This is a genomic window from Devosia naphthalenivorans (assembly GCF_003056355.1).
In the GTDB taxonomy this organism is placed as follows: domain Bacteria; phylum Pseudomonadota; class Alphaproteobacteria; order Rhizobiales; family Devosiaceae; genus Devosia; species Devosia naphthalenivorans.
In genome coordinates this window covers 141,194-166,714 of record NZ_PYVW01000004.1, presented here as the reverse complement: position 1 = coordinate 166,714, position 25,521 = coordinate 141,194, and the positions used below count along the sequence as shown (strand labels likewise).

Below are 25,521 nucleotides of genomic sequence, written 5' to 3'. Positions count from 1 at the left end.
CGGGCAGGCAAGGGCATTGGGGTGCCGCCGCCATCCGGAGGACGGCGGCGGCGGGAGGATCTTACTTGTACTGCTCGATTTCGCCGGCAGCCGTGGTGAGGGCGTCGGCAGGTTCGGACTGACCGGTCACGACGGACTGGACCATTTCGATCATCACGTTCTGCAGGCCGACATAGTCGGTCAGCAGCGGCTCGGGACCGCCGAATTCAATGCCGTCGACGAAGGGCGCCCAGTTCGGGTCCTTTGCTAGCAGTTCGCTGGTCTGCGGCTCGATCGGCCGCAGCGGGGTCAGGCCCTGGGCCATTTCAGCGGCCCACTGGCGCTCACCATCGGTGATGAACTTGGCGAGGCTGATGGCCTGCTCTTCGACACCCGTGCCTTTGAATACGGCCAGCGAGTCGGTGATCAGCAGCGTGCCGGGGCCCTTGGCGGATGGACCAAGCGGCAGCGGGGCGACGCCCCAGTTCATGCCGGCTTCGGTGGCGAGGATACCGGCGTTTGGCGAGGCGTGAATCATGCCCAGCGTGCCATCGAGCCAGATGGCGCGCACTTCATTCTGCTCGTATGCGGTTGGGCCTTCCTCGGAATAGGCCGAGATGTCGCGCAGGGCGGTCAGGGCTTCCAGGTTCTGCGGGCTGTCGAGAACGATATTGCCTTCGGCATCGATGACCTGGCCGTCATTGGTATAAACCCAATGGAGGAACTGGTGCATGGTGTTGTCGAAGGTCTTGGCGACGACGCCAAAGCCGTCGAAATCGGTATTGTCCTCGATCTGCTTGGCAAAGGCGATCTCTTCTTCCCAGGTCTTGGGGGCGACTTCGGGATCAAGGCCAGCGGCTTCGAAGATGTCCTTGTTCCAGAACAGAGCCTTGGTGGAAAAAGCCACCGGAACGCCCCACTGGGTGCCATCGAAGGTGACGGTTTCGGGCACGTAGTTGTAGTAGGCTGCCTTTTCCTCGTCGGTCATCGGAATGGGAACAATGAGGTCATTGAGGGCGAATTGCTTGAGCGTGCGCGAACCGACATAGGCCAGCGCAACGGGAGTGCCGGCAGCGGCGAGCGTGGTCACCTTGTCCTGGCACTGACCCCAGCCCACGACCTCGGGAACGACCTTGAAGCCGGGATTGGCGGCTTCCCATTCGGCGATATATTCCGGGTAGCCGGCAGTCAGCTCGTCGCCGCAGTTGATGAAGGAGATTTCCTTCACGTCCTGGGCGAAGGCCGCGGAACTCGCCGTGACCAGGGTCAGCAGCGATACCGCGAGAAGTCCGGTAGTACTTTTCACTTTGTAGTCTCCCTTGTTGAACGCCCCGAAGGACGCCTTCCCTCGACCCGGATCAGTTGACCCGAATCTCGTTGCACTACTGCTTCACGGCACCGGCGGTGAGACCGGCGACGAGATAGCGCTGCAGGAACACGATGACGACCATGACCGGCAGGATTCCGACGAAGCTGGCTGCCATCAGCTCGTTCCAGATCACCTCCTGCTTGCCGAAGAAGGCGAAGAGCCCGATCGGCAGCGGCATGAACTCGGATTTGGAGTTGAAGGTCAGCGCGAAGATGAACTGCTGCGCGTAGGCGCCGATAAAGGTCATGATGGCGACCACGACGATGCCCGGCATGGCCAGCGGCAGCACCACCCGACGCAGCGTATAAAGGCGGGATGCGCCATCGACCCAAGCGGCTTCGTCCAGCTCGCGCGGGATACGCAGCATATAGGTGCGCAGCAGCCAGATGGATGAAGGAATAAGGAACGCGGCGCCGGGGACGATCATCGCCCAATAGGTGTTGAGCAGGCCCATGGACCGCATCAGGCGGAACAGCGGGATGAGCAGCACGGCGCCCGAAAACATGTTCACCGCCAGGAACCCGCCCAGCATCATCCCTGACCCGGAAAACTGGAAGCGGGCGAAGGCATAGGATGCGGGCACGACAACGGCGATGACGATCAGCGTGACCACGGTGGAGATGAAGAAGGAATTGAAGATGTAGAGCGCCAGCATGGGCACGGACTGCCACATGGTGAAATAGGCCTCGAACGAGCCGTTTTCGGGAATGAAGTTGTAGGGCGTGGAAAACAGCTGGCTCAGCGGCTTGAGCGAAACCAGGAAGCCTTCGATGAACGGCGCCAGAATGAAGAACAGGAACAGGGCCATGCCGGCATAGATCAGCACGATCTCGTACCACTTGTAGCGGTCGATCATCGCTTTGACTGAGCGCTTTCGGACCTTGTAGGCTGGCTTGACCGCGGCGGGGCTGTCGACAGCGGCGACTTCAGTGGTGCGGGCGACATCGCTCATTTGGCTTCTCCCTGCGAGAGCTTGCGGACGGCGCGGAAGTAAACGATGCAGAACAGGCTGACGAAGATGCAGATAACCACGGCACGTGCGGCGCCCTCGCCGTATTTGCGGCTGCCCATGGCAGTTTTGTAGGTGTCGATGATCATCGTGGTGGTGGAGCCAGACGGGCCGCCCTGGGTCAGAATCCAGATGATGTCGAAGGAATTGAAGGTGGCGATGAGCGAGAGCAGGCTCATGGTCAGCAAAGCCGGCACCAGCAGCGGCAGCGTGATGCGCCGGAAGCGGTAGAACCGGCCGGCGCCATCGGTCCAGGCGGCCTCGTAGAGGTCCTTGGGGATCGATTGCATGGCGGCTAGCATGTAGATCGTGACCATGGGCACGCCGATCCATACGTCGGTGACAATGGTCGCCCAAAAGGCGCTGTCGCCATAGGCCAGGATCGGCCAGGGTTTGTCGATGATGCCGGTATTCTGCAGGATGCCCGAAATCATGCCGAACTGGCCATTATACATCCAGCCCCACATGAAGATGCCGATTGCCATGGGGACGATCCAGGGGGGCATGGTGAGGATGCGGAACACCGATTGGCCGGGGATGGCGGCATTGAGCAGTGTGGCGCCCAGAGTGCCGATGATCATCTTGGTGGCGACCGAGAAGAAGGTCCAGATGAATGTGCGCAGGATGACTTCGGTGAAGTTGCCAGCGCCGAAGATGCGTTCGTAATTGGCCCAGCCCACGAAATCATAGGTCGGCCGCAAGGCGGCATTGGTGAAGCTGAGCACCACTGTGTCGAACAGCGGGTAGGCGACGATGATGAGGATGTAGATGAGAGCCGGGGCCAGCAGGGCCAGGGCGAACATTACGGCGCTACGGCTGCTGGTCATTTGGCTCTCCTTAGCTCGCTCGGCCCAGGGCAGCGTCGAACTGCTGCCATATCGGGGTCATGTCGACCACCGAGCGCGTGCGCATCGCCTGGTCCATGGACAGGGCCAGGAGCCCCGCTTCGAGCGCATCCGTTACCGAGACGGGGAGTGGCGCGCCCTCAAGCACGTGCTTGAGAATGTCCTCGGCCATCTGCTCGTCGGCGCCATAGTGCTGGCTGAGGCCGCTGGTTTTGTAGGTAGCGTCAACCAGCCGGTCCGAGCTGCGCGAATCCGTGACACGCAGGAAATTGCGGATGAAATCGCCCTCTGCCATGCCCTTTGCACCCATCACGGCAAAGCGGCGGAAATCGTCGGGGACATTGAGATTGGTGTGAAAGCTGAGCGCCGCGCCATTCTCGTACTGCACCATGGCCGTCTGGAAGTCGATGATGTCGCCGTCGCTGTCGAAGACCTTGTCGCTGCCCTGCCAGCCGCTGGGTTTGCGGTGGTAAACTTCCATGTCGTTGATGCCGGCATTGGCCGGCGCATTGACGGGGGTAAAGGTACGGCGCCCGCCGAAGCTCGACACATATTGCGGCCGGCAACCCATGACGCCGTTGTAGAGATCGAGGTCGTGGCAGCATTTTTCGAGCATGAAGCTGCCGGAATAGCGCTCATAGCGACGCCAGTCGCGCATGAAGAAGGCGCCGTGATAGGGCGGGATGTGCTCGGAGGCCTCAATCGAAGTGATGTCGCCCAGCAAGCCCTCGGCCTGCGCCTTGCGCAAATCGACATAGAGCGGGGCATAGCGCAGCACGAGGCCCACCATCACATTGTCCGAGCCATACTGAGCGATCAGCTTGGCCAGTTCCATGGTTTCCTCGACCGAGGTCACCACCGGCTTTTCAGTGAAAATCTTCTGGCCGCGTTCAAGGCCGATGCGGATGTGCTGCAGGTGGAGATGGTTGGGCGAACCCACCATCAACAGGTCCAGCTCTTCATTATCGAGCAGGGATTCGAGCGAGTCATATGGCTTGCCGACGGGAACGCCATGCTCGACGGTATAGGGCAGGCCGGCAGGGGCAGGATCGACATATCCGACGACATTGAAATCAGGCCGGGCCGCGGAAAATACCCGCGCCAGATAGCCCAATCGATAGCCCAGTCCGATAATGCCAACCCGCATCGCGATAGCGTCTCCCGTTATTCGTCCCGCCAATCTCTTGATGGATTGGTGCGTAGTTCTGTAAACGATTTTCAAGACTAGGATCGTTCAGGAAGTCATGTCAACACGAATCCGTCACGTTGACAATACCAATTTAAGCCACCCCGGAACATTGCTCAAACAAGGGGCAATCTGCCCAAATTTCGTAGGATTCTCCGCTGAATTTCCGCACCTCGGGTGTGGACAAGCGCCGGCGAATAGCGCAGCATGTCGCAATTGGTATGCAACTGGGCTGCGCCGCCGCTTACAGTGGCGAGACCGCCAGTGAAAATTTGAAACACCAACGCGGTTGCCCATCACGGCACCCGCAACGGCGGATAGCTGACACCCGAATGGCTCTTCGATCAAGTCAAAGACCCGACATCCAACGGCCGCAGCGGCTTACAATGCTTATCTTCTTCCTGCAGCCGATTGCGTTCGGTTCGTGGTTGCCGCGCATTCCAGACGTGCAACTGGGCCTTGGGCTTGGGCCCGCGGCACTGGCGATTGCCCTTCTGGGATTGCCATGCGGAACATTGCTGACGCTGCCCTTTGCCGGCCCCTTGGTGGGGCGGATCGGGCCACGCGTGGCGATCCTGTGGGGCATGGCGCTTTATTCCCTGGCAGTATGCCTACCGGCCCTGGCCGGCGATCCTGCACAATTGTTCGTGGCGCTGATGTTGGCGGGCTCGTCGCTGTCCTTTGTCGAACTGGGGCTCAACGTTCAGGCCGATGCGGTGGAAAAGGGTACCGGCACCGTCATCATGACGACATCGCACGGGTTCTGGTCCGTCGGCATCATGGTGGGGAGCCTAGTGGGTTCGGGTCTGGCCGCTTTGGGCATCGCGGCGCACTGGGCAATCCCGGCCGTGGCGTTTGCGGTGCTGCCGCTCGCGCTGCTGGTGGCGTGGCTGCTGCCGGTTTACCCGGCAGAGGCGCCACAACAAGAGCAGCGCTCGGCCTGGGCTCTGCCGAGTTGGGCGCTCCTGGGCATCTGCTTTTTCGTGTTCGGCATCACCATGACGGAGGGCGCCATGGCCGACTGGTCGGCGATCTTCCTGCGCGATGCGATCGGCGCGGAAGGCGGCATGGTCGGCCTGGGCTATTCGGTGTTCGCCATGATGGTGGCGGCCGGCCGGTTCGGTGGGGATACGCTCAAACGGCAGTTTGGCGCAGTAGCCACCGCACGCATTTGCGGCGTGCTGGCGCTGATTGGCGCGCTGGTGCTGTTCGTGGCGCCAAACGAAGCGGTGGCGCTGGTCGGCTTTGCCGTCATCGGCCTTGGCGTTTCGGTGGGTTTCCCGCTGGCGGTGACGGCGGCTGCCGGCATTGGGGACCGGGCGGCATCGGCCAATGTTGCAATCCTCAGCTTCGTGGCGTTGCTTGGCTTTCTGATCGGTCCACCCGTCATCGGCGTCGTGGCGGAGCATTTCGACATGCGGCTGGCCATTGCGTGCCTGATACCGGTGCTGCTGGTGAGCCTGCTCCTGAGCGGACGGCTCGCCAGAAAAGCCAGCCCTCCCTCCACTGATCCCCAAGCCCAAATTGCCGGAGTGCTGTGATGCGCATCGCCGTCGCCGGGCTGCACACCGAGTGCAGCACCTATAATCCCGTTCTGGCGCGTGAAGCCGATTTTCGCGTGTTGCGTGGCCCCACCATGCTCAAGGACGATTATTTCAACTTCCTGACCCACTTCCCGGCCGAGTTCATCACCATCCTTCATGCCCGGGCGATTGCCGGCGGGCCGGTGGAGAGCGGCATTTATCATCGCTGGAAGGCGGAGATTCTCGATGGTCTGCGGTCGGCGCTGCCGCTCGACGGGGTCTATCTTGCCATGCATGGCGCTATGTTCGTCGAAGGACTGCTGGACGCCGAGGGCGATTTCATTGCCGCCGTGCGCGACGTGGTCGGGTCGGACGTGTTGATCGCAGCGAGCTATGACCTGCACGGCAATATCAGTCAGGCCATCATCGATAATCTGGATATGTTTTCGACCTATCGCACCGCGCCTCATATCGACGTGGCCGATACCATGCGCCGGGCGGTGACCATGCTGGTGCGGGCGTTGCGGACCGGCGTGAGGCCGATGCTGGCATGGGCACCCGTGCCGGTATTGTTACCCGGCGAACGGACGTCGACGCAGGACGAACCGGCGCGCAGCTTCTATACCCAACTCCATCAGGTGGAGGAGCCGAGCGGCATCTGGGATGCCTCGTTCCAGGTGGGCTATGTGTGGGCCGACGAGCCGCGGGCGACCGCCTGCGCGGTCGTGACCGGCACGGATCGCGCGGCAATGACGGAAGCGGCGCGGCATCTGGCGCAGGATTATTGGAACTTCCGCGAGCAGTTCGTGTTCGGCACCAAGACCGGCAGTATCGAGGAGTGCGTGACCTGGGCCGTGGCTTCCTCGACCGGACCCGTGGTGCTCGCCGAATCCGGGGACAATCCCACCGGCGGGGGCGTTGGAGACCGGGCGGAGGTGCTGGAAGCGCTGCTCGCAGCAGGGGCGCAGGGCGTAGTTTTTGCCGGCATCGCCGACAAGGCCTCTACCGACGCGGCCTATGCTGCCGGCGTCGGGTCGCGATTGCCGCTGACCATCGGGGCAAGCCTTGACCCATCAAGCCGGAAGGTGGCGGCGGAAGCCGAAGTGGTCTTCCTTCTCGAGGCGGAGGAGCGTCTGCGCGAAGCCGTGGTCCGGATCGGAGGGATCGAACTGGTCCTGACGGCGCGCCGCCGGCCGTTCCACAACATCGCGGATTTCACCCGGCTCGGTCTTGACCCGAGAACGGCCAGGATCGTGGTCGTGAAGTCGGGCTATCTGTCGCCCGATCTCGGACCCATCGCCAATCCCAGCCTCATGGCGCTGTCGCCCGGTGTGGTCGACCAGTTCGTCGAGCGGCTGGAGCGCAAGCACAAAAGCGGGCCGCAATATCCGTTCGACAAGGACTTCGACTGGTCGCCCGAGGTCAGGTGGTCGGCGCGGGCGGGGTAGTCGTCCTTTCCCGCACGGGAGAGCCCCGGCTGTGAGATCGGGAATCTAGCCCCAGGGGTTCTCCACAATCGGCCAGATATTGCGCGGCGCCTTGCGGTAGGGCGTCGTTGCGGGCGTATTGGGATAGGGCTTGCCGGCCGCACAATAGATGATCTCGGAGGCGATCCGCGAGAACGAGTCGTAGAAGTGGTTGGTGGATTTGATGAGCAGGATTTTCCGCGATCTAGGGTCGATCCCCATCACGGAAAAAAGGCTCGGATCAAAGCTTTGGGCCCGGGTAGAATTGAGGATCACATCGATCCCGTCGAAGCTGATCCACGCTGCGTCGCCGAATGGGGCGAAGCTCTCGCCGAACCGCATCTCGGCATTGGGCACCAACTTGCGCACGGTGACGAACTTGTCGATGGGATCGCCGGTGAGGGGCGCAGACTTTGCACCGAAGCGCAGCGGGATTTCAGCGCCTTCGCCAGCCGCAAAACAGATATGCACCGCTATGGGGTCCCAGATCGTGCCTACGGCAACGTCGCTGACCCCACGCGCGATCAGTTCAGCCAGGATCACCGTGGCATCGCCTGCGGTGCCGCCACCGGGATTGTCCCACACATCGGCGATCACCACCGGCCCCCGTGGCGCAGCAATGGCGGCGTCGACGGCGGCAAGCTCATCCACCTGCCGCACCATGAAGGTGCCGCGCATGGAGAACAGTTCCCGCCCCAGGCTTTCGGCCAGGGCCGCGCCCTTGCCGGGAGAATTGTCCGTCACCGCGATCAGCTTGGTGCCCATTTCCGGCACGTCGCCCGCCATGAAACCATGGATCACCGACAGGGACAGCACCTGCGGCTCGGACTTTTCCAGTGCATAGAGCTTGTCCACGAACCCACGCATGGGCTGCTTGGAGGTGGGGAATACATCGATCATCCGGCAATCGAAGACGCTCATCACCGGCGTGACCTCGCCCTTGAGCGCGCGCACCGCGATGGCCCACAGGTCACGCGCCCGTTCGACAAAGTCGGTATGCGGAAATTCCTTGAATGCCACGAAGAAATTGGCGGCGGCCACCCGCTTTGCCGTCAGATGGCTATGCGGATCAAGCTCGGCGCAGACCAGCACGTCAGGCCCGACGAGATCGCGCACGGCGGCAAGGAAGTCGCCTTCCGGATCGTCATAGCCCTGCGCCACCATGGCCCCGTGCAGGCCCAGCACCACGCCATCCACCGGCATGGCGGCGCGCAATTGTTCGATGATTTCGTCGCGGAGTTCCTCATAGGTCTGCCGCGCGATAAGGCCGGCCGGATCCGCCCAGCTGGCGCTGCCCTCGATCAGGGTCCAGCCTTCGCGCGCGCAAACTTCACGTCCAACCGTGATCGGCGCTGTGCACAGCGTAGGCGTCAGCGGATGTTCGCCCGGCCGGGCATAGAGCGATGCCTCGAAGGCGCGTTTGTCGATCGCTATAGGGGAAAACGTGTTGGTCTCAGTGGCCAGGGCGGCGGTAAAAACGCGCAAGTGTCTATGCTCGCAGAAGGATGGGGAGGATGCGTCCAGTTCGGACGCTAGCACAACCCAAACCCTGCAATCACGTAAGAAATTTACATTCTCGCTCGCATTTTGAAGGGTCGGACGGCGTTTTCTCGGATTAGACTGCTTGCCAGAGAAATTGCCTTTCAAAAATCACCGAAGAGGAGCCCGCAATGCCGATCAAACGCTATGGAGCCGAAAAGACCGGAGCCGGTGGCCAGAACCTGCCCTTCGCGCGTGCCGTGGAAGCTGGGGGATGGCTCTATGTCTCCGGTCAGGTCGCCATGAAGGACGGCGAAATCGTCCGCGGCGGCATCGTGGAGGAAACCCACCTCACCATCCAGAACATCATCGCCATCCTCAACGAGGCCGGCTATGGCCTCGAACATGTCGTGCGCTGCGGCGTGTGGCTGGACGATCCGCGCGATTTCTGGAGCTTCAACGGCGTCTACAAGAGCTATTTCGGCGAACATCCCCCAGCCCGCGCCTGCGTTCAGAGCCACATGATGGTGGATTGCAAGGTCGAGATCGAATGCGTGGCGTATAAGGGGCCGTAAGAGCACCCGATGAGGCCTCGTGGTGAGCTTGTCGAACCACGAGGTCGGGTACACTGTGCCTGCCAAAACCTCGTCCTTCGACAGGCTCAGGACGAGGTCTGCTGTAACAACTGAGCATGAAGGGAGGTTACTCCCGTTACTTTGGAGAAAGAATGACCACCTCCAATTCCCCCTTCCGCCTGGATGGCAAGACAGTGCTGATCACCGGCGCCGGCGGCGGTATTGGCCGCTCCATGGTGGAGGCATTTCTCGCAGCCGGAGCCAGCGTCATCGGCGCCGACCGGGAAGCGGCGATGCTCGATGGCCTCGACCTCGCTCATCAAATTCTCTGCGATCAGGGTGATCCCAAATCCACCCGTGCGGCAATCGAGGGGCATCTCAGCCAGTTCGGCGTGCCCGATGCTGTGGTGTCCAACGCTGGTTTCACCCGCGCCGAGGTGCTCGAACATCTCGATGACGAGATCTGGGCCAGCGAACTCGCCATCAATCTCAATGGCGCCTATGCGCTGACCGATCCGATCATCAAGGCCATGGCCGAGCGCGGACGAGGAAGGGTGGTTTTCATCTCCTCGGTCAACGCTCTTGGCCATTACGGCAATCCCGCCTATTCAGCCGCGAAGGCCGGCCTTGTTGCCTATGCCAAGGCCATTGCCGTCGAGCGCGGCGGTCATGGGGTGCGGGCCAATGTGATCTGCCCTGGTTCGGTGCGTACGCCCGCCTGGGACCATCGCCTTGAGGCGGACCCCACCCTGCTCGACAATGTCTTGCCGCACTATCCGCTTGGCCGCATGGTTTCCCCGCTTGAGGTCGCCAATGCGGCCGTGTTCTTCTGCTCCGAGGCAGCTTCGGGCATTACCGGAACTGTCTTGCCGGTCGATGCAGGTCTAACGGCTGGCAATCTGCGTTTCGTCGATGATGTGTTGAGGGGCAAATGACAGCGTTCAGCGAACTCCAAACGCCTGCCGTGCTGATCGATCTCGACCGGGTCGAAGTCAACCTCAGCCGCGCGCAGGATTATGCCGATAGCCACGGGTTGAAGCTGCGTCCCCACATCAAGACCCACAAGCTGCCACGCTTTGCCAAGCGTGCCATGGAGCTGGGTGCCGTCGGGATTACCGTGCAAAAGCTTGGCGAAGCCGAGACCATGGCCGATGCCGGCATCAGCGAGATATTCCTGCCCTACAACATCATCGGTCACGCCAAGCTCGCGCGCCTCAAGGCGCTGGCGGAGCGGGTCAACATCACCGTCACGGCCGACAGCGCCGAAACGGTCGCTGGGCTTTCGGCAACCTTCGCCAAGGCGACGAAACCCCTGACCGTTCTGGTTGAGTGCGACACCGGCATGGGCCGTTGCGGGGTGCAGTCGCCCGAAGCAGCGCTTGCACTTGCCCGCACCATCGACGATGCGCCCGGTCTCCGTTTTGGTGGCCTGATGACCTACCCGGCCGCTGGACAGGTCGACGCCAATGCTGCCTGGCTACTGGCCGCCCGCCAGGCACTGACTGCTGCAGGCCTGCCGCCGCAGATCGTTTCCAATGGCGGCACGCCCGATCTGTGGCGCGCCCATGAGGTCACGGCCGCCACCGAGCACCGCCCAGGCACCTACATTTACATGGACCGCTTCCAGGTCGCCAAAGGCGTTGGCAGCTTCGCCGATTGCGCGCTTACCGTGCTCGCCACCGTCGTCAGCCGCCCCACTGAAAACCGCGCCATCATCGATGCGGGCTCGAAATCGCTCACCAGCGACACGTTGGGCATGTCCGGCTTTGGCCTGATCGAAGCCTATCCCGGCGCAGTCATCACCGGCCTCAGTGAAGAACACGGCACAATCGATCTGACCCATTGCCCCTCAAAGCCCGCTATTGGCGAACAGATCCGCATCATCCCCAACCATGCCTGCGTAGTCAGCAATCTGTTTGACGAGGTGACGCTAATTTCGGGAGATCAGATCGTGGAAACGGTTCCAGTCGCGGCACGGGGCAGGGTGGATTAGGCGAGCCCCAGTTCTGACTTCGCTTTTCGCGTCAGCCGCAGCGCCACCAATCGATGTGCCTCGGTGATATACGCCTTGATCTCATCCTCGGTAAGCGGGCTGGCGGCCGAAATCGCAACCCAACCCGCCCGCGCGAAATAGGGCGCCGGCCTGATGCCGTCCAGTTCGGTCAACAGTTCATAGGCCATGGGCGAAACCTTGAGCCAGATCTCGCCCGGGTCCCTGTCGAGCAAAGCAAACACCTTGCCGCCGATCTTGCCCACTGAATCATCGCGCCATTGCCGCACCAAGGTGGCTTTGGGGAGCCCGAGGACAAAGGCTTCGAAGGCGGCGCGGTGCATGATGGGCGGATGGGTGATGGTCACGGTTCAACGCTCCGACAACAAAGCCGAACCGGCAAAACCGGATCGGCCCATACTTAAGCCGCCAATCAGTGCTTATTCGGCCGCGGCGGTGACGCCCAGTCCGATCGGGCAACTGACGCCGGTACCCTGCAGGCCGCAATAGCCATTCGGGTTCTTGGCCAGATATTGCTGGTGGTAGGTCTCGGCATAAAAGAACTCGCCCGCTGGCGCGACCTCGGTGGTGATCCGCCCCAGCCCCTTGGCGGATAGCGCCTGCTGGAACATCTGTCGGCTCTTCTCGACCATCTCTGCCTGTTCGGGCGTCGTGGTATAGATGGCGGAGCGATATTGCGTGCCCAAATCATTGCCCTGCCGCATGCCCTGGGTCGGGTCATGCTCTTCCCAGAAGGTCTTGAGCAACGCCTCAAGTCTGATCTGGGCAGGATCGTAAACCACCTTCACCGCCTCAGTATGCCCGGTCAGCCCGGAACAAACCTCATCATAGGTCGGGTTCGGCGTCGAGCCGCCCTGGTAGCCCACGGCCGTGACGATGACGCCGGGCAATTCCCAGAACAGGCGCTCGGCTCCCCAGAAACAACCCAGGCCGAAATAGATGGTTTGTGCGCCCGCCGGATAGGGGCCCTTGAGGCCGGCGCCATTGACGAAATGCTGGTCGGTCACAGGCATAGGGGCGTCGCGGCCGGGCAGGGCCTCGCTCGCGCTAGGGATCGTCGAAGGCTTGGACTTGAAGAACATCATGCTTCCTTTCACGACACATTCGGCTCGGCAAGCGCGAACGGCATCTCAGATCTGGTCTTGCCGCAGGAACCGCTCTCGTCTCGGCTTGCGTCCCGCCAGCGCCACCAGGATGCCGGGGATACCGAACACCGCGAACGCCGGGTAAGTTAGTAACGCATCCAGCCCGTTGTCGAGCAGGTCCGCAAAAAACCGGCTGGCGAAGAACGCCCTGACGCTGTCCAGGCTGGGCGTGTGCACCTGCGTCCACAAATCGCTCAGGCTGGTGAACACCAAACCATTGGCGCCCAACGATTTCGTGCCATCGATTACAAGCAGGACCAGCGCCAGGCCAATCAGCCAGGTGCCCGTTATTCGTAAGATCAGCCGCATCCAAATTCCCTGTGCCGGCGGGGATAAGAACAAGGCTGGCCTGCCTTTTCATCCTGCGGACAAGGTGTTTGTGCCATGCCCGCGGGTCCTCTCACAAGATGGGAGGCCCTAAAGGCAAAAACAATCGTGATCCCATCGTCGTGAACGCTTGCGTCTGCGCCCGCGATAAGTATATTGCGCCTCGCTCGCGTCGGCCAACCAGCCGGCCCCTCCGGAGTCTTCCAACCGGAGTTCAAGGCGATGCGGAGAGGTGGCCGAGTGGTCGAAGGCGCACGCCTGGAAAGTGTGTAGACGGGGAACCGTCTCAAGGGTTCGAATCCCTTTCTCTCCGCCATTATCTTCTAGCAAGTAATTGATATTGCTAATGTTTTAGAAAATAGTTCGAGTTGGCTCCCATTTTTGTTCCCACTCCATGTAAAGGCGTGGTTTGGTCCAATCTTACCTCATAAACGCAGGGTATGCCTCACCTCAAACGTGAAATGCTCTAGGTCATCTTAAACACTCGGCGTTCTGCCGCTCGCCAGAAATTTCGCTCTGGTTGCTTGCTGGTCCTGCCGGCCACCAAACCTCAACCGAAGAGCATTGGCTCCAAGTTGCTAGCTTAAGCTACCGATCTGATCCGCGCGGCATCTACATGCGACGCTATTACCGGCCATAGGAGACTTTAGTTGCCATAAAGCGGACTGCGGCAGGTTAAGCGCGATCGCCCGCCCCGTATCCCAGGTTAGTGGACACTGCGCCTTTCCAAAGTCGGCTTGAGGAGACTGACAATGAGCACAATAGATTACTCACGTACCGGAGAGATGTGATCATTGACGCGAGCGCGGAACGGCGGTCGGTCAACTTGGCAGAACGCGTCCGAACCATGCGTCGATCTTTAAGCCTTGGCCTACCAGTCAGGAGGTACCGGGGAGCTCACGGGACATCTGGTGCAGGCCCCTCAAGGCCGGCGTGAGCACGGATTCATCGGCGGACGTATGATGCACCGCATAGACGGGGTAGGAAAATCGCGGCATATCGGGGATCACATGCAAGCGTCCCGCCTTGATGTAAGCTTCGACGGCACTGACCCGGAAGTAACCTGATCCACCCGCCGCAAGCAGGTAGTTCAAGGCCAAAGGCCCCAGGTTGATGTATACATCCGGTGCCAGGTCCGGAAAGTTCATCCCGTGGTGCAGCTCAAAATCCGAGCCCCAATCCATATAGACATAGCCGCCACCATCGATTCGCCGGATGTCGGGCTCGGTGGATACCAGCACCAGTTCTTCCTCCATCAGGAGATCGATCTTGAGCCCGGGCTTGTGCTGCGGCGCGTACATGATGGCGATGTCAATCGCACCGGAGGCGACCTGGGAGAGAATGTCCTTGGGAACGTCGACCTGCACTCGCAGGGAGATGTCGGGCAGGGCGTCGCGCATCCACAAAATCCAGTTCAGCAACAGCGGCTGAGCCAGGCTCACCTCGCTGCCCACAGTCAGTACGGCGCGTCGTCCGGCCGGAACCGCCACCTGATGTTGGGTACGTTGCCATAGCTGCACGAATAGCGGGGCGTGACGCAGGAATTGTTCGCCTGCCGGCGTCAGGGTGGCACCGCCCTTGTGACGAACGAACAACTGGCGGCCAAGCTGCTGTTCCAGATTGCGTATTCTGGCGCTTACGGTTGTTTGTCCGACATTGAGGCGTTCGGACGCCCGCACAAAGCTGCCGGTGGAGACGATTTCCAGAAACGTACGTGCAAGTTCGGTGTCCATGCCCGATTGAGCATCAAAATTGCACCAAAGTGCAATAAAGAACCGCTTGCCGCATTCAGATTTGCGACCGGAGTGGAAATAGTCGAGCTGATAAAGCGTGAGCAAGCAGGCAGTCTGTCCAAGCAAAAAAATTGCACTTAATCGAAGATGAAATTCGTTGGTGCGCATGTTCCTCGGGTACTACCCTCCGATTGGATCGGGTTGAAACCCGATGCCGCACCGGAGAGCGCAAATGGACTACGTGCCGCCGAATACCCATGCGTCGGAGACGTTTTCCGCCGCTGGTTCCTGTCAACGAACCACAAGGATATCGGCACGCTCTATCTTTTATTCTCCATTCTGGCAGGCCTTGTCGGAACCGCGCTCTCCTTCGCAATACGCTTCGAGTTGCAGCAGCCAGGAGTCCAGGTTTTCCACAATCACGAACTCTACAACGCGGTCGTGTCCGCCCATGGGATCGTGATGATCTTCTTTGTTCTGATGCCCGCCTTGATCGGCGGGTTCGGCAATTGGTTCGTCCCGATTCTGATCGGCGCCCCTGACATGGCATTTCCGCGCCTGAACAACGTGTCGTTCTGGCTACTGGTCGCTGCGTTCCTGCTGTTTGTGATCTCTCTTTTCGTGGAGGGCGCTGCGGGATCTACCGGACACAGTGGCGGCTGGACGCTATATCCCCCGTTCTCCAGCACAGGCCAGCCTGGGCCAGCGGTGGATTTCGTGATCCTGTCTGTCCATTTGTCCGGTGCTTCCTCGATCCTGGGGGCGATCAACCTGATCACCACCATCTTCAACATGCGGGCACCGGGCATGACGCTGCACAAAATGCCACTGTTCGGCTGGGCGATGCTGGTCACCGCCTTCATGCTTCTGTTGTCCCTGCCGGTCCTGGCAGGCGCAGTCACCATGTTGCTAACGGACAGAAATTTCGGCACCGCTTTCTTCATGCCCATGCAAGGCGGCGATCCGGTGCTCTATCAGCACCTCTTCTGGTTCTTCGGCCATCCTGAAGTCTACATCATGATCCTGCCGGCGTTCGGCATCGTCAGTCATGTCGTGTCGACCTTCTCGAGAAAGCCGGTATTCGGCTATATGGCGATGGTCTACGCCATGGTTGCGATAGGCGTACTCGGATTTCTGGTCTGGGCGCACCACATGTTCACTTCCGGCCTATCGCTGGATGTGCAGGGCTATTTCATGACCGCGTCCATGATCATCGCCGTGCCCACCGGAGTAAAGGTATTCTCCTGGATAGCGACCATGTGGGGCGGCTCGATCAGCTTCCGGGCGCCCATGCTCTGGGCGATCGGGTTTATCTTCCTGTTCACGATCGGCGGGGTCACCGGCGTCTTGCTGGCAAGTGCCGGCCTGGATCACACGCTTCACGATACCTATTACGTGATCGCGCATTTCCACTACGTGCTCTCACTGGGCTCGGCTTTCGCGATATTCGCTGGATTTTACTACTGGTTCCCGAAGATGTCCGGGTACCTCTACAATGAACGTCTGGCGCAGGCGCATTTCTGGTTGATGTTCGTTGGCGTCAACATTGTGTTCTTCCCCCAGCACTTCCTCGGGCTTGCGGGCATGCCTCGCCGCTATGTCGATTATCCGGATGCTTTTGCCCTTTGGAACCTGGTGTCGTCTGCCGGAGCTTACCTCTCGACCGCCAGCGTCCTGCTCTTTCTGGCGACCGTTCTTGAGGCATTTGTGCGCAGGCGTCCGGCGCCGGACAATCCCTGGGGAGCGGGTGCCACTACGCTGGAATGGACACTTCCCTCGCCCCCGCCGTTCCACCAGTTCAGTGTGCTGCCTCGGATTTCCTGAATTGCTCCCGGAGCTTGGGCAACCAAGCCAGGGATGTTAGGGGTGAAGCGATCAGGCCGGGCCGACTGCCGCTGACCGCCACGGCGCATGGCAGTTCGGAATCTCACTTGAGCGACTTTGGTGCCAGGCGAGTCAAATCTGTCAAAAACCGGTGGCGGCCTGTGAAGGGTAGCCGCCACACGTGGTGACTCAACTCGATTGCGATCAATTCGCGTTGGCTACGCTCGGTCCTGCCTCGGTCAGTAGAACATCGAGACGCGCTTTGGCCTGAGCGGGTAATTTCGAGACCGCGGCAGCATCCAGCACCTGGACACCATCGCCGACTTGAACAACCCCGATCATTCCACGACCGACATGGTGGACGCACTTGTAGACGTAGAGCCCCTCGGTTTCGAAGGTAACGCTAACATTTTGGCCAAGGTCACCCGTCCAGTTTTCAGCGCTTTGCGGTATCAGTTCGGGGATGCTCTCTGTGTTGTCCAAGGCGTCGCTCGAGATGAATGTGACGGTGTCGCCCGGCTGCACCTTGAGGAACGCGGGCTCGTATTGAGCGAATCGGCCATTGGCGTCCTTTGCCAGCATGTGGACTTCATACTCGGCTGCGTATGCAACTGGTGCCATCAAGGCGCCAGCAATAGCCGCAACCATTGTTATACGGGCGAGCATGTTCATGGGAGATCTCCTAAAGTTGCAGCGCGTGTGCTGTTGTCCGCTGTCTATATCGGCGACAACCGGCGTTCTTTGAGCGAGATCAATTTCGCGAGGATTTGTTCTCCACCACCGACTTGCCCGAACGAACTTAAATGCCGACAAAACCTTGGTCACGCGCACTGATATGCGGCAAAGCCACTGCGACAATCATGGACATGGCAGATCACAGATGTACTCTTGGACCGGTAAGCCGCAACTGGACTCTGCACTGGCAATGCAACATGCGGTGTTTAAACCGCGTGATGGTCCTTCATGCGAGCGCGCCTGACTTCCGGTAGGGCGATGGCGAACAGAATTGCAGCTGTTATGATGAGAAGATAACCGCCTATGAGGAGATATAGGATGGCTCCGAGAACCCCGCCGATCAGGAACGCAATAATCGTGCTTGTGTAGAGGCGAAGTCTGGCAAGGGCATCCTCCCGCTCAGGGCCGCCGCCACCGCACAAGGCAGCGATTCCCAAGCCGATATCAGTTGCCATTCCCGAAACGTGAGTGGTGCGCACCCGGGCATTCGAGATGCGTGTTGTTGCGGCGTTCTGTAGGCCCATCACAAAGCTCAGACCGAGCACCAATGAAAAGCTCTGGTCGAGAGCGTGGACGATGACATCCAGTCCGCCGAGTAACAACAGCAATAATCCCTCAAGCGCGATGCTGAACGCGTAGATCGCCCGCACCTGTCGCTTGCGTCCGGCCTCAATTAGAAGACCCGAAACGAACGCTCCAGCAATGAAGAGCACAATCAGAGAGCCAAACAGGGCTGCCGCACTGAATTGCCCGAGACCCAGATGATCCGAAAGCGCGGAGACGTTGCCGGTCATATTGGCCGAGAATAGCCCGACAGCTTGAAAGCCCGCAGCGTTCAACGCTCCAGCAATACCGGCGAGCAGGACAGCGAGGCGAATATCGATCGAAATATTGCGTTGGTCGCCTTCACGGATCAGCATAGCCTAGCCCTTTTCAAGCAGGGCATAAAACGACGGTGTTGCCACAAAGCCAAGGCCAACCGTCCCATGATGATTCCGCGCCCTGCTGCAACTGACCTTGCCCTAGCAGATGGAATGATGTCAGGCATAGCATAAGCCAAAGAGCCATGCGCCCTGTTCTGCCAAAATGTCGGCGTTATCCGCTGACGCCAAACACGGCACCGATAGCCGTAGTAGTGGCCATGGCGGCCGCTCCCCAGAACAACACGCGTGCAGTAGGGCGCAGCTTTGGGGCACCGCCCGCTTGAGCGCCCAGCGCTCCGAGCCCTGCAAGGCAGATCAGGGTTGTCACGATGACTACCGGTATGATGGTGCCAGCCGGCGCCATCACAGCTGCGACCAGCGGCAAGGCAGCGGCGACAGTAAAGGTCAGGCCCGAGGCCAATGCTGCTTGTAAGGGGTTGGCGCTATGAACTTCGGACAAGCCAAGCTCGTCCCGGACATGGGCACCCAAGGCGTCTTTTTCGGTCATTTCCCTGGCGACCAGTGCCGCTGTTGCCGGTGACAGTCCGCGCGATTCATAGATTGAAGCCAGTTCGGCTTCCTCCTCGGCTGGCGTATCGATCAACGCCTGTTCCTCCCGCGATATGTCTGCGCGTTCGATATCAGACTGCGAACTGACCGACACATACTCTCCTGCTGCCATGGACATGGCTCCGGCGGCAAGCCCGGCCACACCTGCGATTAGAACAGTTCCAGGCCCCGGATCGGCAGCCGCAACGCCGACGATCAGCGATGACACAGAGACGATACCATCATTAGCCCCAAGGACCGCGGCACGCAGCCATCCGGAGCGGTTGATAAAATGCACTTCTTGGTGTGCGGAATGGTAGGGAAGGGGCATTTGAGCTTTCACCATTGGCGCATGTTGACGTCAGGTCTATCGGTGGATGTGCAGGGCTATTTCATGATCGCGTCCATGATCATCACCGTGCCGACCGGATTAAGAGCTGGCATTTACTCACATCGATCGCCGAGATGCCGGCATTTCCTTCCGCTTGCTGCTGAGAACCGGGCCATACTCCAGCGCAAACAGGAGAAAGGCAGCAATCCACAGCGCACCTGACAGGCCCAATACCTCGAGATGCAGATCGGGAAAAGCGGCGGTCAACGGACGGAGGACGCCTGCAAGAACAACTGCGACATAGGCGGCCATGGTCATGGGCGAGGCGCGAAGCTCAAGGCCCGTGTGGCCGCGGGACGCTCGTGTCATCACAGCCAGGGTCATCGAGCCAATGCTGCCTGCAGTAGCCACGTGCAACGCGGCAGTGGGCTCCAGCAAGCCATAGGCAGTCGCGGCAAAGGACGCAAAGCTCAAGACCACGAAGGCGTAGGCCACATGGAGAATGAGCACTAGAGGTTCGGCAGACGTCGCCCAGCCACGCCACCTGAAAAGACGCACCCCCTGGAGCGCTGTCGCTGCCAGGCAGGCCAAGCCTGCGATTTGGTCATATGGGCGAATAGCCCAGAGCGAGAGGGCGCCAACTGCCACGAGCAGAGATGCCGTATCAAGGCGGGCGTATGAGGCCGGCAGCCTGGTCGCTCCCTGCTTTTTTAGCCAGTTAGTGGTGAAGCTGGGGAGAATTCTGCCGCCAATGATCATGATCAGCATCAGGTAGGCGCCGATGGCAATGCGCGACGGCAACGACACTTCGCCAAGCACGACGTTGGAATAGTGGAAGAAGCCATTGGCCGCGCCAAGGGCGAATAGTACGCCAAGCACCTTGAGGTCCTTCCACTTGCGCCCAGCGACAATCTCGCGGCCGCAAATCAGGAACAGAACCGGCAGGAACGAAACATCGATTGCGATGCTGGCGGCCTCTCCAAGAACGCCCGGCCAAAGCAGTGCCAGCCGGCCAGCGAGCCAGAGAGAGAACAGGCCCAACAGCGGGGTCCCCGAAACAGGAAGTCGTCCGGTCCAATTGGGGATGGCCGTGAGCAGAAAGCCGGCAAGCGCTGCGGAGGTAAAGCCGAACAGCATTTCGTGCGCATGCCAGGCGGAGCCGCCCAGAGATCCTCCCAGGCCCAGACCGAGCGATATCTCCGAAATCCAAAGAACCATGGCGACAGCACTCCAGACTGCCGCACCGAGGAAAAATGGGCGGAATCCGTAGGACAGGATCACCGGGCCGCTCCTCAGTAGCCCCCTGGGAACCGGCTCCCTCTTGATCTTCTCCACATTGGCCATCTCGCACCTCGATTTCATGCGGGATGGTGATGGCCGCAAAGCGGGCAGCAGTCTTTGCGCTACAGCAACAAACGGCGAAGGAATTCCCGCGTCAGTTAGGCTATTCTCGTGAGCCATCCGCTGGGGCAGGGCGCGTCACGATGAAGCCGGCAGCTGCCAGTAGGATACCCGCAACCGGGAGGGACAGCAGAAGATCCGGTCCCGTTGAATAAAGGAGTGCGGCATAGCTCGCCGCCAGGCCCACCAGAGCGGCGCCCTTGTGCCTTCGGGAAATCGCCCGTTCCTTGCGCCAATCGCGCAGTGGTCTGCCAAGCACGCTGTGGTTCAGCAGCCAGGCCTCGGCTTTCGGCGAGGAACGGGTGAACAGCCACAGTGCGGCCAGCAAGAAAGGCGTCGAGGGAAGGAGCGGGAGCACGATACCGACCAGCCCAAGTGCCACCATTGTGACAGCCAGCGTCAGATAGAGCGCCCGTTTCACCGGCCCCGCTCTTTTGCGGGCGCCGGTTGCGGCGGTTTCCTGTTCTGGCGTCGGCGGTGCAGACCGTGGAGGCCGATCATCTTCCTGGGGCGAGCCTACCACCCCGCGAGCGCCAGCGGATCGGCACCAAACAGCATCACGTGCCCGCCAGTCAAAAGCCAGGCTGTGACTGCGGCGGTGATGAGCAGAGCCAGCCCCATGGGCCTATCCACCCGGAGCCTCGTTCGACCCCCTGCAATGGCCACAAACGGCACCACGGAAGTAGTGCGACTTAGGTTTGGCCAATCCGCCCCAAGCCGTTTGCGGGCTCTGCGTTCGCTCATGGGAATGCCGAGCAGCGCAAAAAGCAGGAGAATGCCGAACAGCAGCAGGCTCCGGAGATCGCCGTTCGGCACGATATGGCTGGCCGACCAAAACACGAAACCCCACAGCACCGGATGGCGGGTAATTGCGGTTATGGCGCCTGGCGAGCCGTCACGCGCCATGGAAATCGAAGCCGGATTTGCACTCATCAGCCCGGCAAGAAGCAGGAACAGCCCGATCGGGGTCAGGATCAAGGTGAACCATGCCTGCCAGGACGCCGAAGACCATAGCGGGGTGAACTCGAGCTTGAGTGCCGCATGGATCATCCAGGCGAGCAACACCAACGACACGATCGAATACGCCGCCAGATAGACCCCACGGCCAACCGTGCCGATCAGCCTGGCGCGGATGCCTGGAAGGGCAGGCACGATGTGCAGGAGCAGGAACGCGGCGAGGGCGACAAGAAACTCGGTCAATTTGGAGGGCTTGTTGGTTCGAACAAAGGAGTGCTCTGCCCGGCGGCTGGCAGGTTCGCCCTCAGGCTATGCATCAGCGAGTGCCTCAACGCAACTGGGATGCGGAACGGCGCTCATTTGGAGGCGCTGGATTTCTCGGCGATGACGCCCAGGGCGGCGGTATCGCACACCAACAGCTTCCGCCGCCCCCCGATGACGAGCCCCTGAGCCTCCCAGGCGCTGAGGATCCGCGACACGGTGTGAAGCGTCGTGCCGGTCATCTCGGCAAGGTCCTGCCGTGAAATGGGAAAATCAATGCGGATGCCGGCACTTTCCTTTTTCCCGGCCTGCTTGATCAGCCGCAGGACAGCATGGGCCAGGCGTGGTTCAACCTCTTCGGTGGCCATCTCCCGCAGCCGGGTGTGAGCCTCCTGAAGACGCTGGCCTATCGTTTGCATCGCGTTGACCGCCAGATGAGGGATCTGTTCGATCAAAATGTCCCAACTCTCCGTCGGCCAGCAAATCACAAGGCTTTCCGCCGCCGCCGTGGGGGTGCCGGGGTAGTCCGTGCGTTGCAGGGCCTTGGCAAAGCCGAAGATGTCCCCTGGATGGACTACCCGCACGATGATCTGCTGGCCGTCCGCGGTTACCTGTGTGACTTTCAGACGACCATGCAGGAGCAGGAAAAACTGGGTTGCCGGTTGACCTTGCTCGAACACCGCCTCCCCGACAGGAACGCGACGCAGCATCGCACGGGACAGCAGGTTCTTGAGTTCGTCCTCGTTCAGCTTCTGGAACAGCGGCAGCGACCGCACCAGGCTTGGATCAATACCGGCCAATATCCTGCCCTTCCGTGATTATGCCGCACCATTACACGAGAGCACTGCCGAACCGCAATCCAAACACCGACCAAGCCACTTGCGGCAAAGAGCCAACTCTTTGATCCGGATCAAAGAGCGGCCATGAGGTTCCAACTAGAAGGATCGCGAAGAGGCCAAATTGGACCTCGCGCTTAAGGAGATACACGATGCGCATCGCAATCAACACCGCCGCCCTGGCCATTGCTATGGCGGGGTTTCTCGTGGTGCCAGCCTTCGCCGCCGACCACGAAATTCACATGATGAACAAGGGCGAGGCGGGCACGATGGTGTTCGAGCCCGCGTTCATCCAGGCCCAGCCGGGCGACACGGTCACCTTTGTCGCAACGGACAAGGGGCACAACGCCGAAACCATCAAGGACATGCTGCCGGAGGGCGCCGAAGCCTTCAAGGGCAAGATGGGTGAGACTTTCACCGTGAACCTGGAGGTAGCGGGTGCCTATGGCGTCAAGTGCGCCCCGCACTTCGGCATGGGCATGGTCGCGATGATCGTGGTCGGTGACGCACCTGCCAATCTGGAGACGGCCAAGGGCGTGAAGCTGCCACCCAAGGCGCAGGAGCGGATGGACGCAGCCTACGCGGCACTCGGCCTGTGAAAGCCTGATGACCGATCTGCTGCAGTAGGCGACGACCCGCGAAGATGTAACGTCCGCGTGAACTATCCACTATCTCTCTCGTTAGCCCGTGACCTCTCACCGGAGAAGCAAGATGACCAACAAGCAAAAAGATGACGAACCAGCCGGTCCTGTCGGACTGGATCGCGGCATGAGCAGGCGCAGCATCCTGGCAGGCTCGGCGGGGCTCACCCTGGGGGTCCTGGGTGTTCAGGCTGCACAGGCGCAGCCAGCACACTCGCACGGTAGCATGTCGGGTGCGTCACCCTCGTACGGTGCAATGTCGCGTGCTGGTGGCACCAGCTTGAGTGGTCGCCTCTACCAGGTGAATCCGGAGATGACCCACCACGCCGACATCGCGCACGATCCTGCCGACATACCTCCGCCGATCACACGTCGTGAGCCGCAGACCGTACGCGTTGACCTCGAGACGGTGGAACTCGAGGCGCATCTGGGTGGCGACAGTGTATTCCGGTACTGGACCTTCAACGGCCGCGTCCCCGGTCCCATGATCCGCGTTCGCGTGGGCGATACGGTGGAGTGCTATCTGCGCAATGCAGAAGACAGCTGGATGGCCCACAACGTGGATTTCCACGCTGCAACAGGGCCGGGCGGCGGTGCGGTTCTGACCACTTCGATGCCTGGCGAAGAGCACGCTTTCCGCTTCAAGGCACTCAATCCCGGGCTCTATGTCTACCACTGCGCCGTGCCACCGGTTGCCATGCACATTGCCGCGGGCATGTACGGAATGATCCTGGTCGAACCAGAAGAGGGACTACCTCCGGTCGACAAGGAATTCTACGTGATGCAGGGCGAAATCTATACCGAGGAACCATTCGGTACGCCCGGCCTGCTGACCGAAAGCTACGAAAAGCTGCTGAATGAGCGGCCGGAGTACTTTGTCTTCAATGGCCATGTCGGCGCCTTGACCGAGCACTTCCCGCTGCGGGCAAATGTCGGTGAGACCGTTCGCATCTTCTTTGGTGTCGGCGGCCCGAATTTCACATCGTCGTTCCACGTGATCGGCGAGATCTTCGATCGCGTCTATCAGGCCGCTTCGATAACGAGCCCACCGCTGACCGACGTTCAGACTGTAACGGTGCCTTCGGGCGGTGCAGCGATCGTCGAATTCAAGTGCGAAGTGCCAGGACGCTACGTGCTGGTGGATCATGCTCTCTCGCGTGCGGAACGGGGCCTGGCCGGCTACCTCATCGTGGAGGGGGATGAGCAGCCCGATGTGTTTGGCCCCATCGGCGAGCCACCGGACCCGGCAATGTCGGGGCACTAGTAAAATTTTGTGGGCGGCCTGACGTAAAGCTATCGTCGGGCCGCCTGCTATTTCAAACACACTCCGTGGAGGGATGAATGATCTTAACCCCAATCAACCGAGCGCTGTTCGGCAGTTGCATGACTGCTTTTGTGGTATGCGCTGGGTGGCCTGATATCGCGGCTCAGGAACAATCGGTTGAAGGCGTATTCGCTCTTCCAGACGTTGAGCCGCTGGTGTCGGGCGAGATGACACTGCAAGAAACCGGGCCGCTCAGCCGTGAGCTTCAGCTGGTGCACACCGATCTGTCTACGGGCAAGCAGATTCCCAAATTCGACGTGGAGCTCACACAGGAGTTGCATATCCTGGCGACGGATGCCGGGCTGACGACCCTGGTTCATCGGCATGTGGAACAAGCCGGTGTAGATGGCGCCTTCACCGCAGAAGTGGAGTTCCCGGCACCAGGCGACTACCATATCTACACCGACGCAGTACCAACCGGGCTTGGTCAGCAGGTACTCCGTTTCGACGTGACGATCGGTGAGGCCGATACCGCTGCACCACCGGATGCGGCCTCCGCAGCGCCCGCTGAAGCCTCAACGGGCCCTGTTACGTCCTCCGATGGCGAATACTCGGTGACCCTGGATCCATCCCAGCTCGAGGTCGGCATCGAAAGCATGATGAACTTGGTCGTGACAAAGAACGGCGAGCCCGCCGCGGATCTGGCGCCTTATCTCGGCGTTGCGGCCCATGCGGTTTTTATTCACGCGGAAGATCTGGCTTACGTGCATGCACACGCCATGGGCGCGGGCGAGCCGACGTCGGGTGCCCCTTCCCATGATCACGGAAGCGACGGCCACCAGCCCCCGACACAGCAACCAGATGCCCATGCCGGTCACGGTCAAGCTGCAGAGCCGGCAACCGGGCATGACATGAGCAACGATCATGGCGGTCATGGTTCCATGAAGGAGAGCCATTCGGAACACGACACCGGCGGCCATGGAACGCAAGCCGACGCTGCAGGTAGTGTCGCACCAGAGATGAGCCTGCACGTCACTCCGCCGGCTCCTGGCACTTACGCGCTGTGGATCGAGTTCATCGGCGGCGGAGAGGTACTCACCGTACCCTTCAGGATTGAAATTCCAGAGACACAACCCTGATCGCCCATTAGTT

The 25,521-nt window shown here is 60.7% G+C and carries 25 protein-coding genes and 1 tRNA gene; 10 read left to right on the top strand and 16 right to left on the bottom strand.

The window, feature by feature from the left end; translation table 11 throughout:
- Window positions 1-61: 61 nt before the first annotated feature.
- The 4 genes from C8264_RS08155 to C8264_RS08140 all read right to left on the bottom strand — a co-directional run bounded on the left by C8264_RS08155 (window position 62) and on the right by C8264_RS08140 (window position 4,349).
- Entirely contained in the window at window positions 62-1,285 is a 1,224-nt protein-coding gene (locus tag C8264_RS08155; RefSeq protein WP_108460479.1) for an ABC transporter substrate-binding protein, read from the bottom strand.
- A 76-nt stretch (window positions 1,286-1,361) separates the two neighbouring features.
- Window positions 1,362-2,204 carry a carbohydrate ABC transporter permease gene (locus tag C8264_RS08150; RefSeq protein ID WP_108460619.1) on the bottom strand — a complete coding sequence of 281 codons (843 nt, stop codon included), beginning with the start codon at window positions 2,202-2,204 and terminating at the stop codon, window positions 1,362-1,364.
- Window positions 2,205-2,296: 92 nt separating this feature from the next.
- A complete protein-coding gene (locus tag C8264_RS08145; protein ID WP_108460478.1) occupies window positions 2,297-3,184 on the bottom strand; it encodes a carbohydrate ABC transporter permease in 888 nt (295 codons plus the stop codon).
- Window positions 3,185-3,194: 10 nt separating this feature from the next.
- Window positions 3,195-4,349: a Gfo/Idh/MocA family protein gene (locus C8264_RS08140; protein ID WP_108460477.1), complete on the bottom strand. Its 1,155-nt coding sequence runs from the start codon at window positions 4,347-4,349 to the stop codon at window positions 3,195-3,197.
- Window positions 4,350-4,774: 425 nt separating this feature from the next.
- Here C8264_RS08140 and C8264_RS08135 point away from each other — a divergent pair, with 425 nt between their 5' ends.
- The gene (locus C8264_RS08135) at window positions 4,775-5,929 is read left to right on the top strand and encodes an MFS transporter (protein WP_108460476.1); all 1,155 of its coding nucleotides are present in this window, start codon (window positions 4,775-4,777) and stop codon (window positions 5,927-5,929) included.
- Window positions 5,929-7,359, top strand: coding sequence for a M81 family metallopeptidase (locus C8264_RS08130; protein WP_108460475.1), 1,431 nt, complete (start codon window positions 5,929-5,931; stop codon window positions 7,357-7,359). The genes C8264_RS08135 and C8264_RS08130 overlap by 1 nt, the downstream gene beginning before the upstream one ends.
- Before the next feature lie 45 nt (window positions 7,360-7,404).
- Here C8264_RS08130 and C8264_RS08125 read toward each other — a convergent pair whose 3' ends face one another.
- Window positions 7,405-8,862 carry a M81 family metallopeptidase gene (locus tag C8264_RS08125; RefSeq protein WP_108460474.1) on the bottom strand — a complete coding sequence of 486 codons (1,458 nt, stop codon included), beginning with the start codon at window positions 8,860-8,862 and terminating at the stop codon, window positions 7,405-7,407.
- Window positions 8,863-9,047: 185 nt separating this feature from the next.
- Here C8264_RS08125 and C8264_RS08120 point away from each other — a divergent pair, with 185 nt between their 5' ends.
- The 3 genes from C8264_RS08120 to C8264_RS08110 all read left to right on the top strand — a co-directional run bounded on the left by C8264_RS08120 (window position 9,048) and on the right by C8264_RS08110 (window position 11,424).
- Window positions 9,048-9,431 (top strand): RidA family protein, encoded by a 384-nt coding sequence (locus tag C8264_RS08120; protein ID WP_108460473.1) that lies wholly within the window; start codon window positions 9,048-9,050, stop codon window positions 9,429-9,431.
- Between the two features lie 152 nt (window positions 9,432-9,583).
- Window positions 9,584-10,366, top strand: coding sequence for an SDR family oxidoreductase (locus tag C8264_RS08115; protein WP_108460472.1), 783 nt, complete (start codon window positions 9,584-9,586; stop codon window positions 10,364-10,366).
- A complete protein-coding gene (locus tag C8264_RS08110) occupies window positions 10,363-11,424 on the top strand; it encodes a D-TA family PLP-dependent enzyme (protein ID WP_108460471.1) in 1,062 nt (353 codons plus the stop codon). The genes C8264_RS08115 and C8264_RS08110 overlap by 4 nt, the downstream gene beginning before the upstream one ends.
- Here the strand turns inward: C8264_RS08110 and C8264_RS08105 are convergent.
- The 3 genes from C8264_RS08105 to C8264_RS08095 all read right to left on the bottom strand — a co-directional run bounded on the left by C8264_RS08105 (window position 11,421) and on the right by C8264_RS08095 (window position 12,896).
- Window positions 11,421-11,789, bottom strand: coding sequence for an MmcQ/YjbR family DNA-binding protein (locus C8264_RS08105; protein ID WP_245892986.1), 369 nt, complete (start codon window positions 11,787-11,789; stop codon window positions 11,421-11,423). The genes C8264_RS08110 and C8264_RS08105 overlap by 4 nt on opposite strands.
- Window positions 11,790-11,861: 72 nt before the next feature.
- The gene (gene msrA, locus C8264_RS08100) at window positions 11,862-12,524 is read right to left on the bottom strand and encodes a peptide-methionine (S)-S-oxide reductase MsrA (protein ID WP_108460617.1); all 663 of its coding nucleotides are present in this window, start codon (window positions 12,522-12,524) and stop codon (window positions 11,862-11,864) included.
- 48 nt (window positions 12,525-12,572) lie between these two features.
- A complete protein-coding gene (locus C8264_RS08095; RefSeq protein WP_108460470.1) occupies window positions 12,573-12,896 on the bottom strand; it encodes a hypothetical protein in 324 nt (107 codons plus the stop codon).
- Window positions 12,897-13,140: 244 nt separating this feature from the next.
- Between C8264_RS08095 and C8264_RS08090 the strand changes: the two genes are divergently transcribed.
- Window positions 13,141-13,230: transfer RNA gene (locus tag C8264_RS08090), tRNA-Ser, on the top strand.
- 562 nt (window positions 13,231-13,792) lie between these two features.
- Here C8264_RS08090 and C8264_RS08085 read toward each other — a convergent pair.
- Window positions 13,793-14,815: a LysR family transcriptional regulator gene (locus C8264_RS08085; RefSeq protein WP_245892985.1), complete on the bottom strand. Its 1,023-nt coding sequence runs from the start codon at window positions 14,813-14,815 to the stop codon at window positions 13,793-13,795.
- Window positions 14,816-14,935: 120 nt separating this feature from the next.
- Between C8264_RS08085 and ctaD the strand changes: the two genes are divergently transcribed.
- Complete coding sequence (gene ctaD / locus C8264_RS08080) at window positions 14,936-16,471, top strand: cytochrome c oxidase subunit I (RefSeq protein ID WP_245892999.1); 1,536 nt, start codon at window positions 14,936-14,938, stop codon at window positions 16,469-16,471.
- 204 nt (window positions 16,472-16,675) lie between these two features.
- Here ctaD and C8264_RS08075 read toward each other — a convergent pair whose 3' ends face one another.
- From C8264_RS08075 to C8264_RS08045, 7 genes are all read right to left on the bottom strand, one after another.
- Window positions 16,676-17,143: a pseudoazurin gene (locus C8264_RS08075; RefSeq protein ID WP_108460468.1), complete on the bottom strand. Its 468-nt coding sequence runs from the start codon at window positions 17,141-17,143 to the stop codon at window positions 16,676-16,678.
- A gap of 269 nt (window positions 17,144-17,412) precedes the next feature.
- Window positions 17,413-18,126 carry a YoaK family protein gene (locus tag C8264_RS08070; RefSeq protein WP_108460467.1) on the bottom strand — a complete coding sequence of 238 codons (714 nt, stop codon included), beginning with the start codon at window positions 18,124-18,126 and terminating at the stop codon, window positions 17,413-17,415.
- A 175-nt stretch (window positions 18,127-18,301) separates the two neighbouring features.
- Window positions 18,302-19,009 carry a VIT1/CCC1 transporter family protein gene (locus tag C8264_RS08065; protein WP_108460466.1) on the bottom strand — a complete coding sequence of 236 codons (708 nt, stop codon included), beginning with the start codon at window positions 19,007-19,009 and terminating at the stop codon, window positions 18,302-18,304.
- A gap of 117 nt (window positions 19,010-19,126) precedes the next feature.
- Complete coding sequence (locus C8264_RS08060; protein WP_108460465.1) at window positions 19,127-20,353, bottom strand: NnrS family protein; 1,227 nt, start codon at window positions 20,351-20,353, stop codon at window positions 19,127-19,129.
- Between the two features lie 100 nt (window positions 20,354-20,453).
- On the bottom strand, window positions 20,454-20,795 hold the full coding sequence (locus tag C8264_RS08055) for a YbaN family protein (RefSeq protein ID WP_108460615.1): 342 nt from the start codon (window positions 20,793-20,795) through the stop codon (window positions 20,454-20,456).
- Window positions 20,796-20,926: 131 nt separating this feature from the next.
- On the bottom strand, window positions 20,927-21,610 hold the full coding sequence (locus C8264_RS08050; RefSeq protein WP_108460464.1) for an NnrU family protein: 684 nt from the start codon (window positions 21,608-21,610) through the stop codon (window positions 20,927-20,929).
- A gap of 113 nt (window positions 21,611-21,723) precedes the next feature.
- The gene (locus tag C8264_RS08045) at window positions 21,724-22,428 is read right to left on the bottom strand and encodes a Crp/Fnr family transcriptional regulator (RefSeq protein ID WP_245892984.1); all 705 of its coding nucleotides are present in this window, start codon (window positions 22,426-22,428) and stop codon (window positions 21,724-21,726) included.
- A gap of 188 nt (window positions 22,429-22,616) precedes the next feature.
- Between C8264_RS08045 and C8264_RS08040 the strand changes: the two genes are divergently transcribed.
- The 3 genes from C8264_RS08040 to C8264_RS08030 all read left to right on the top strand — a co-directional run bounded on the left by C8264_RS08040 (window position 22,617) and on the right by C8264_RS08030 (window position 25,508).
- Window positions 22,617-23,063 (top strand): pseudoazurin, encoded by a 447-nt coding sequence (locus C8264_RS08040; RefSeq protein WP_108460463.1) that lies wholly within the window; start codon window positions 22,617-22,619, stop codon window positions 23,061-23,063.
- A gap of 112 nt (window positions 23,064-23,175) precedes the next feature.
- Entirely contained in the window at window positions 23,176-24,369 is a 1,194-nt protein-coding gene (gene nirK, locus C8264_RS08035; protein WP_108460462.1) for a copper-containing nitrite reductase, read from the top strand.
- 77 nt (window positions 24,370-24,446) lie between these two features.
- Complete coding sequence (locus tag C8264_RS08030) at window positions 24,447-25,508, top strand: hypothetical protein (RefSeq protein ID WP_108460461.1); 1,062 nt, start codon at window positions 24,447-24,449, stop codon at window positions 25,506-25,508.
- Window positions 25,509-25,521 lie beyond the last annotated feature (13 nt).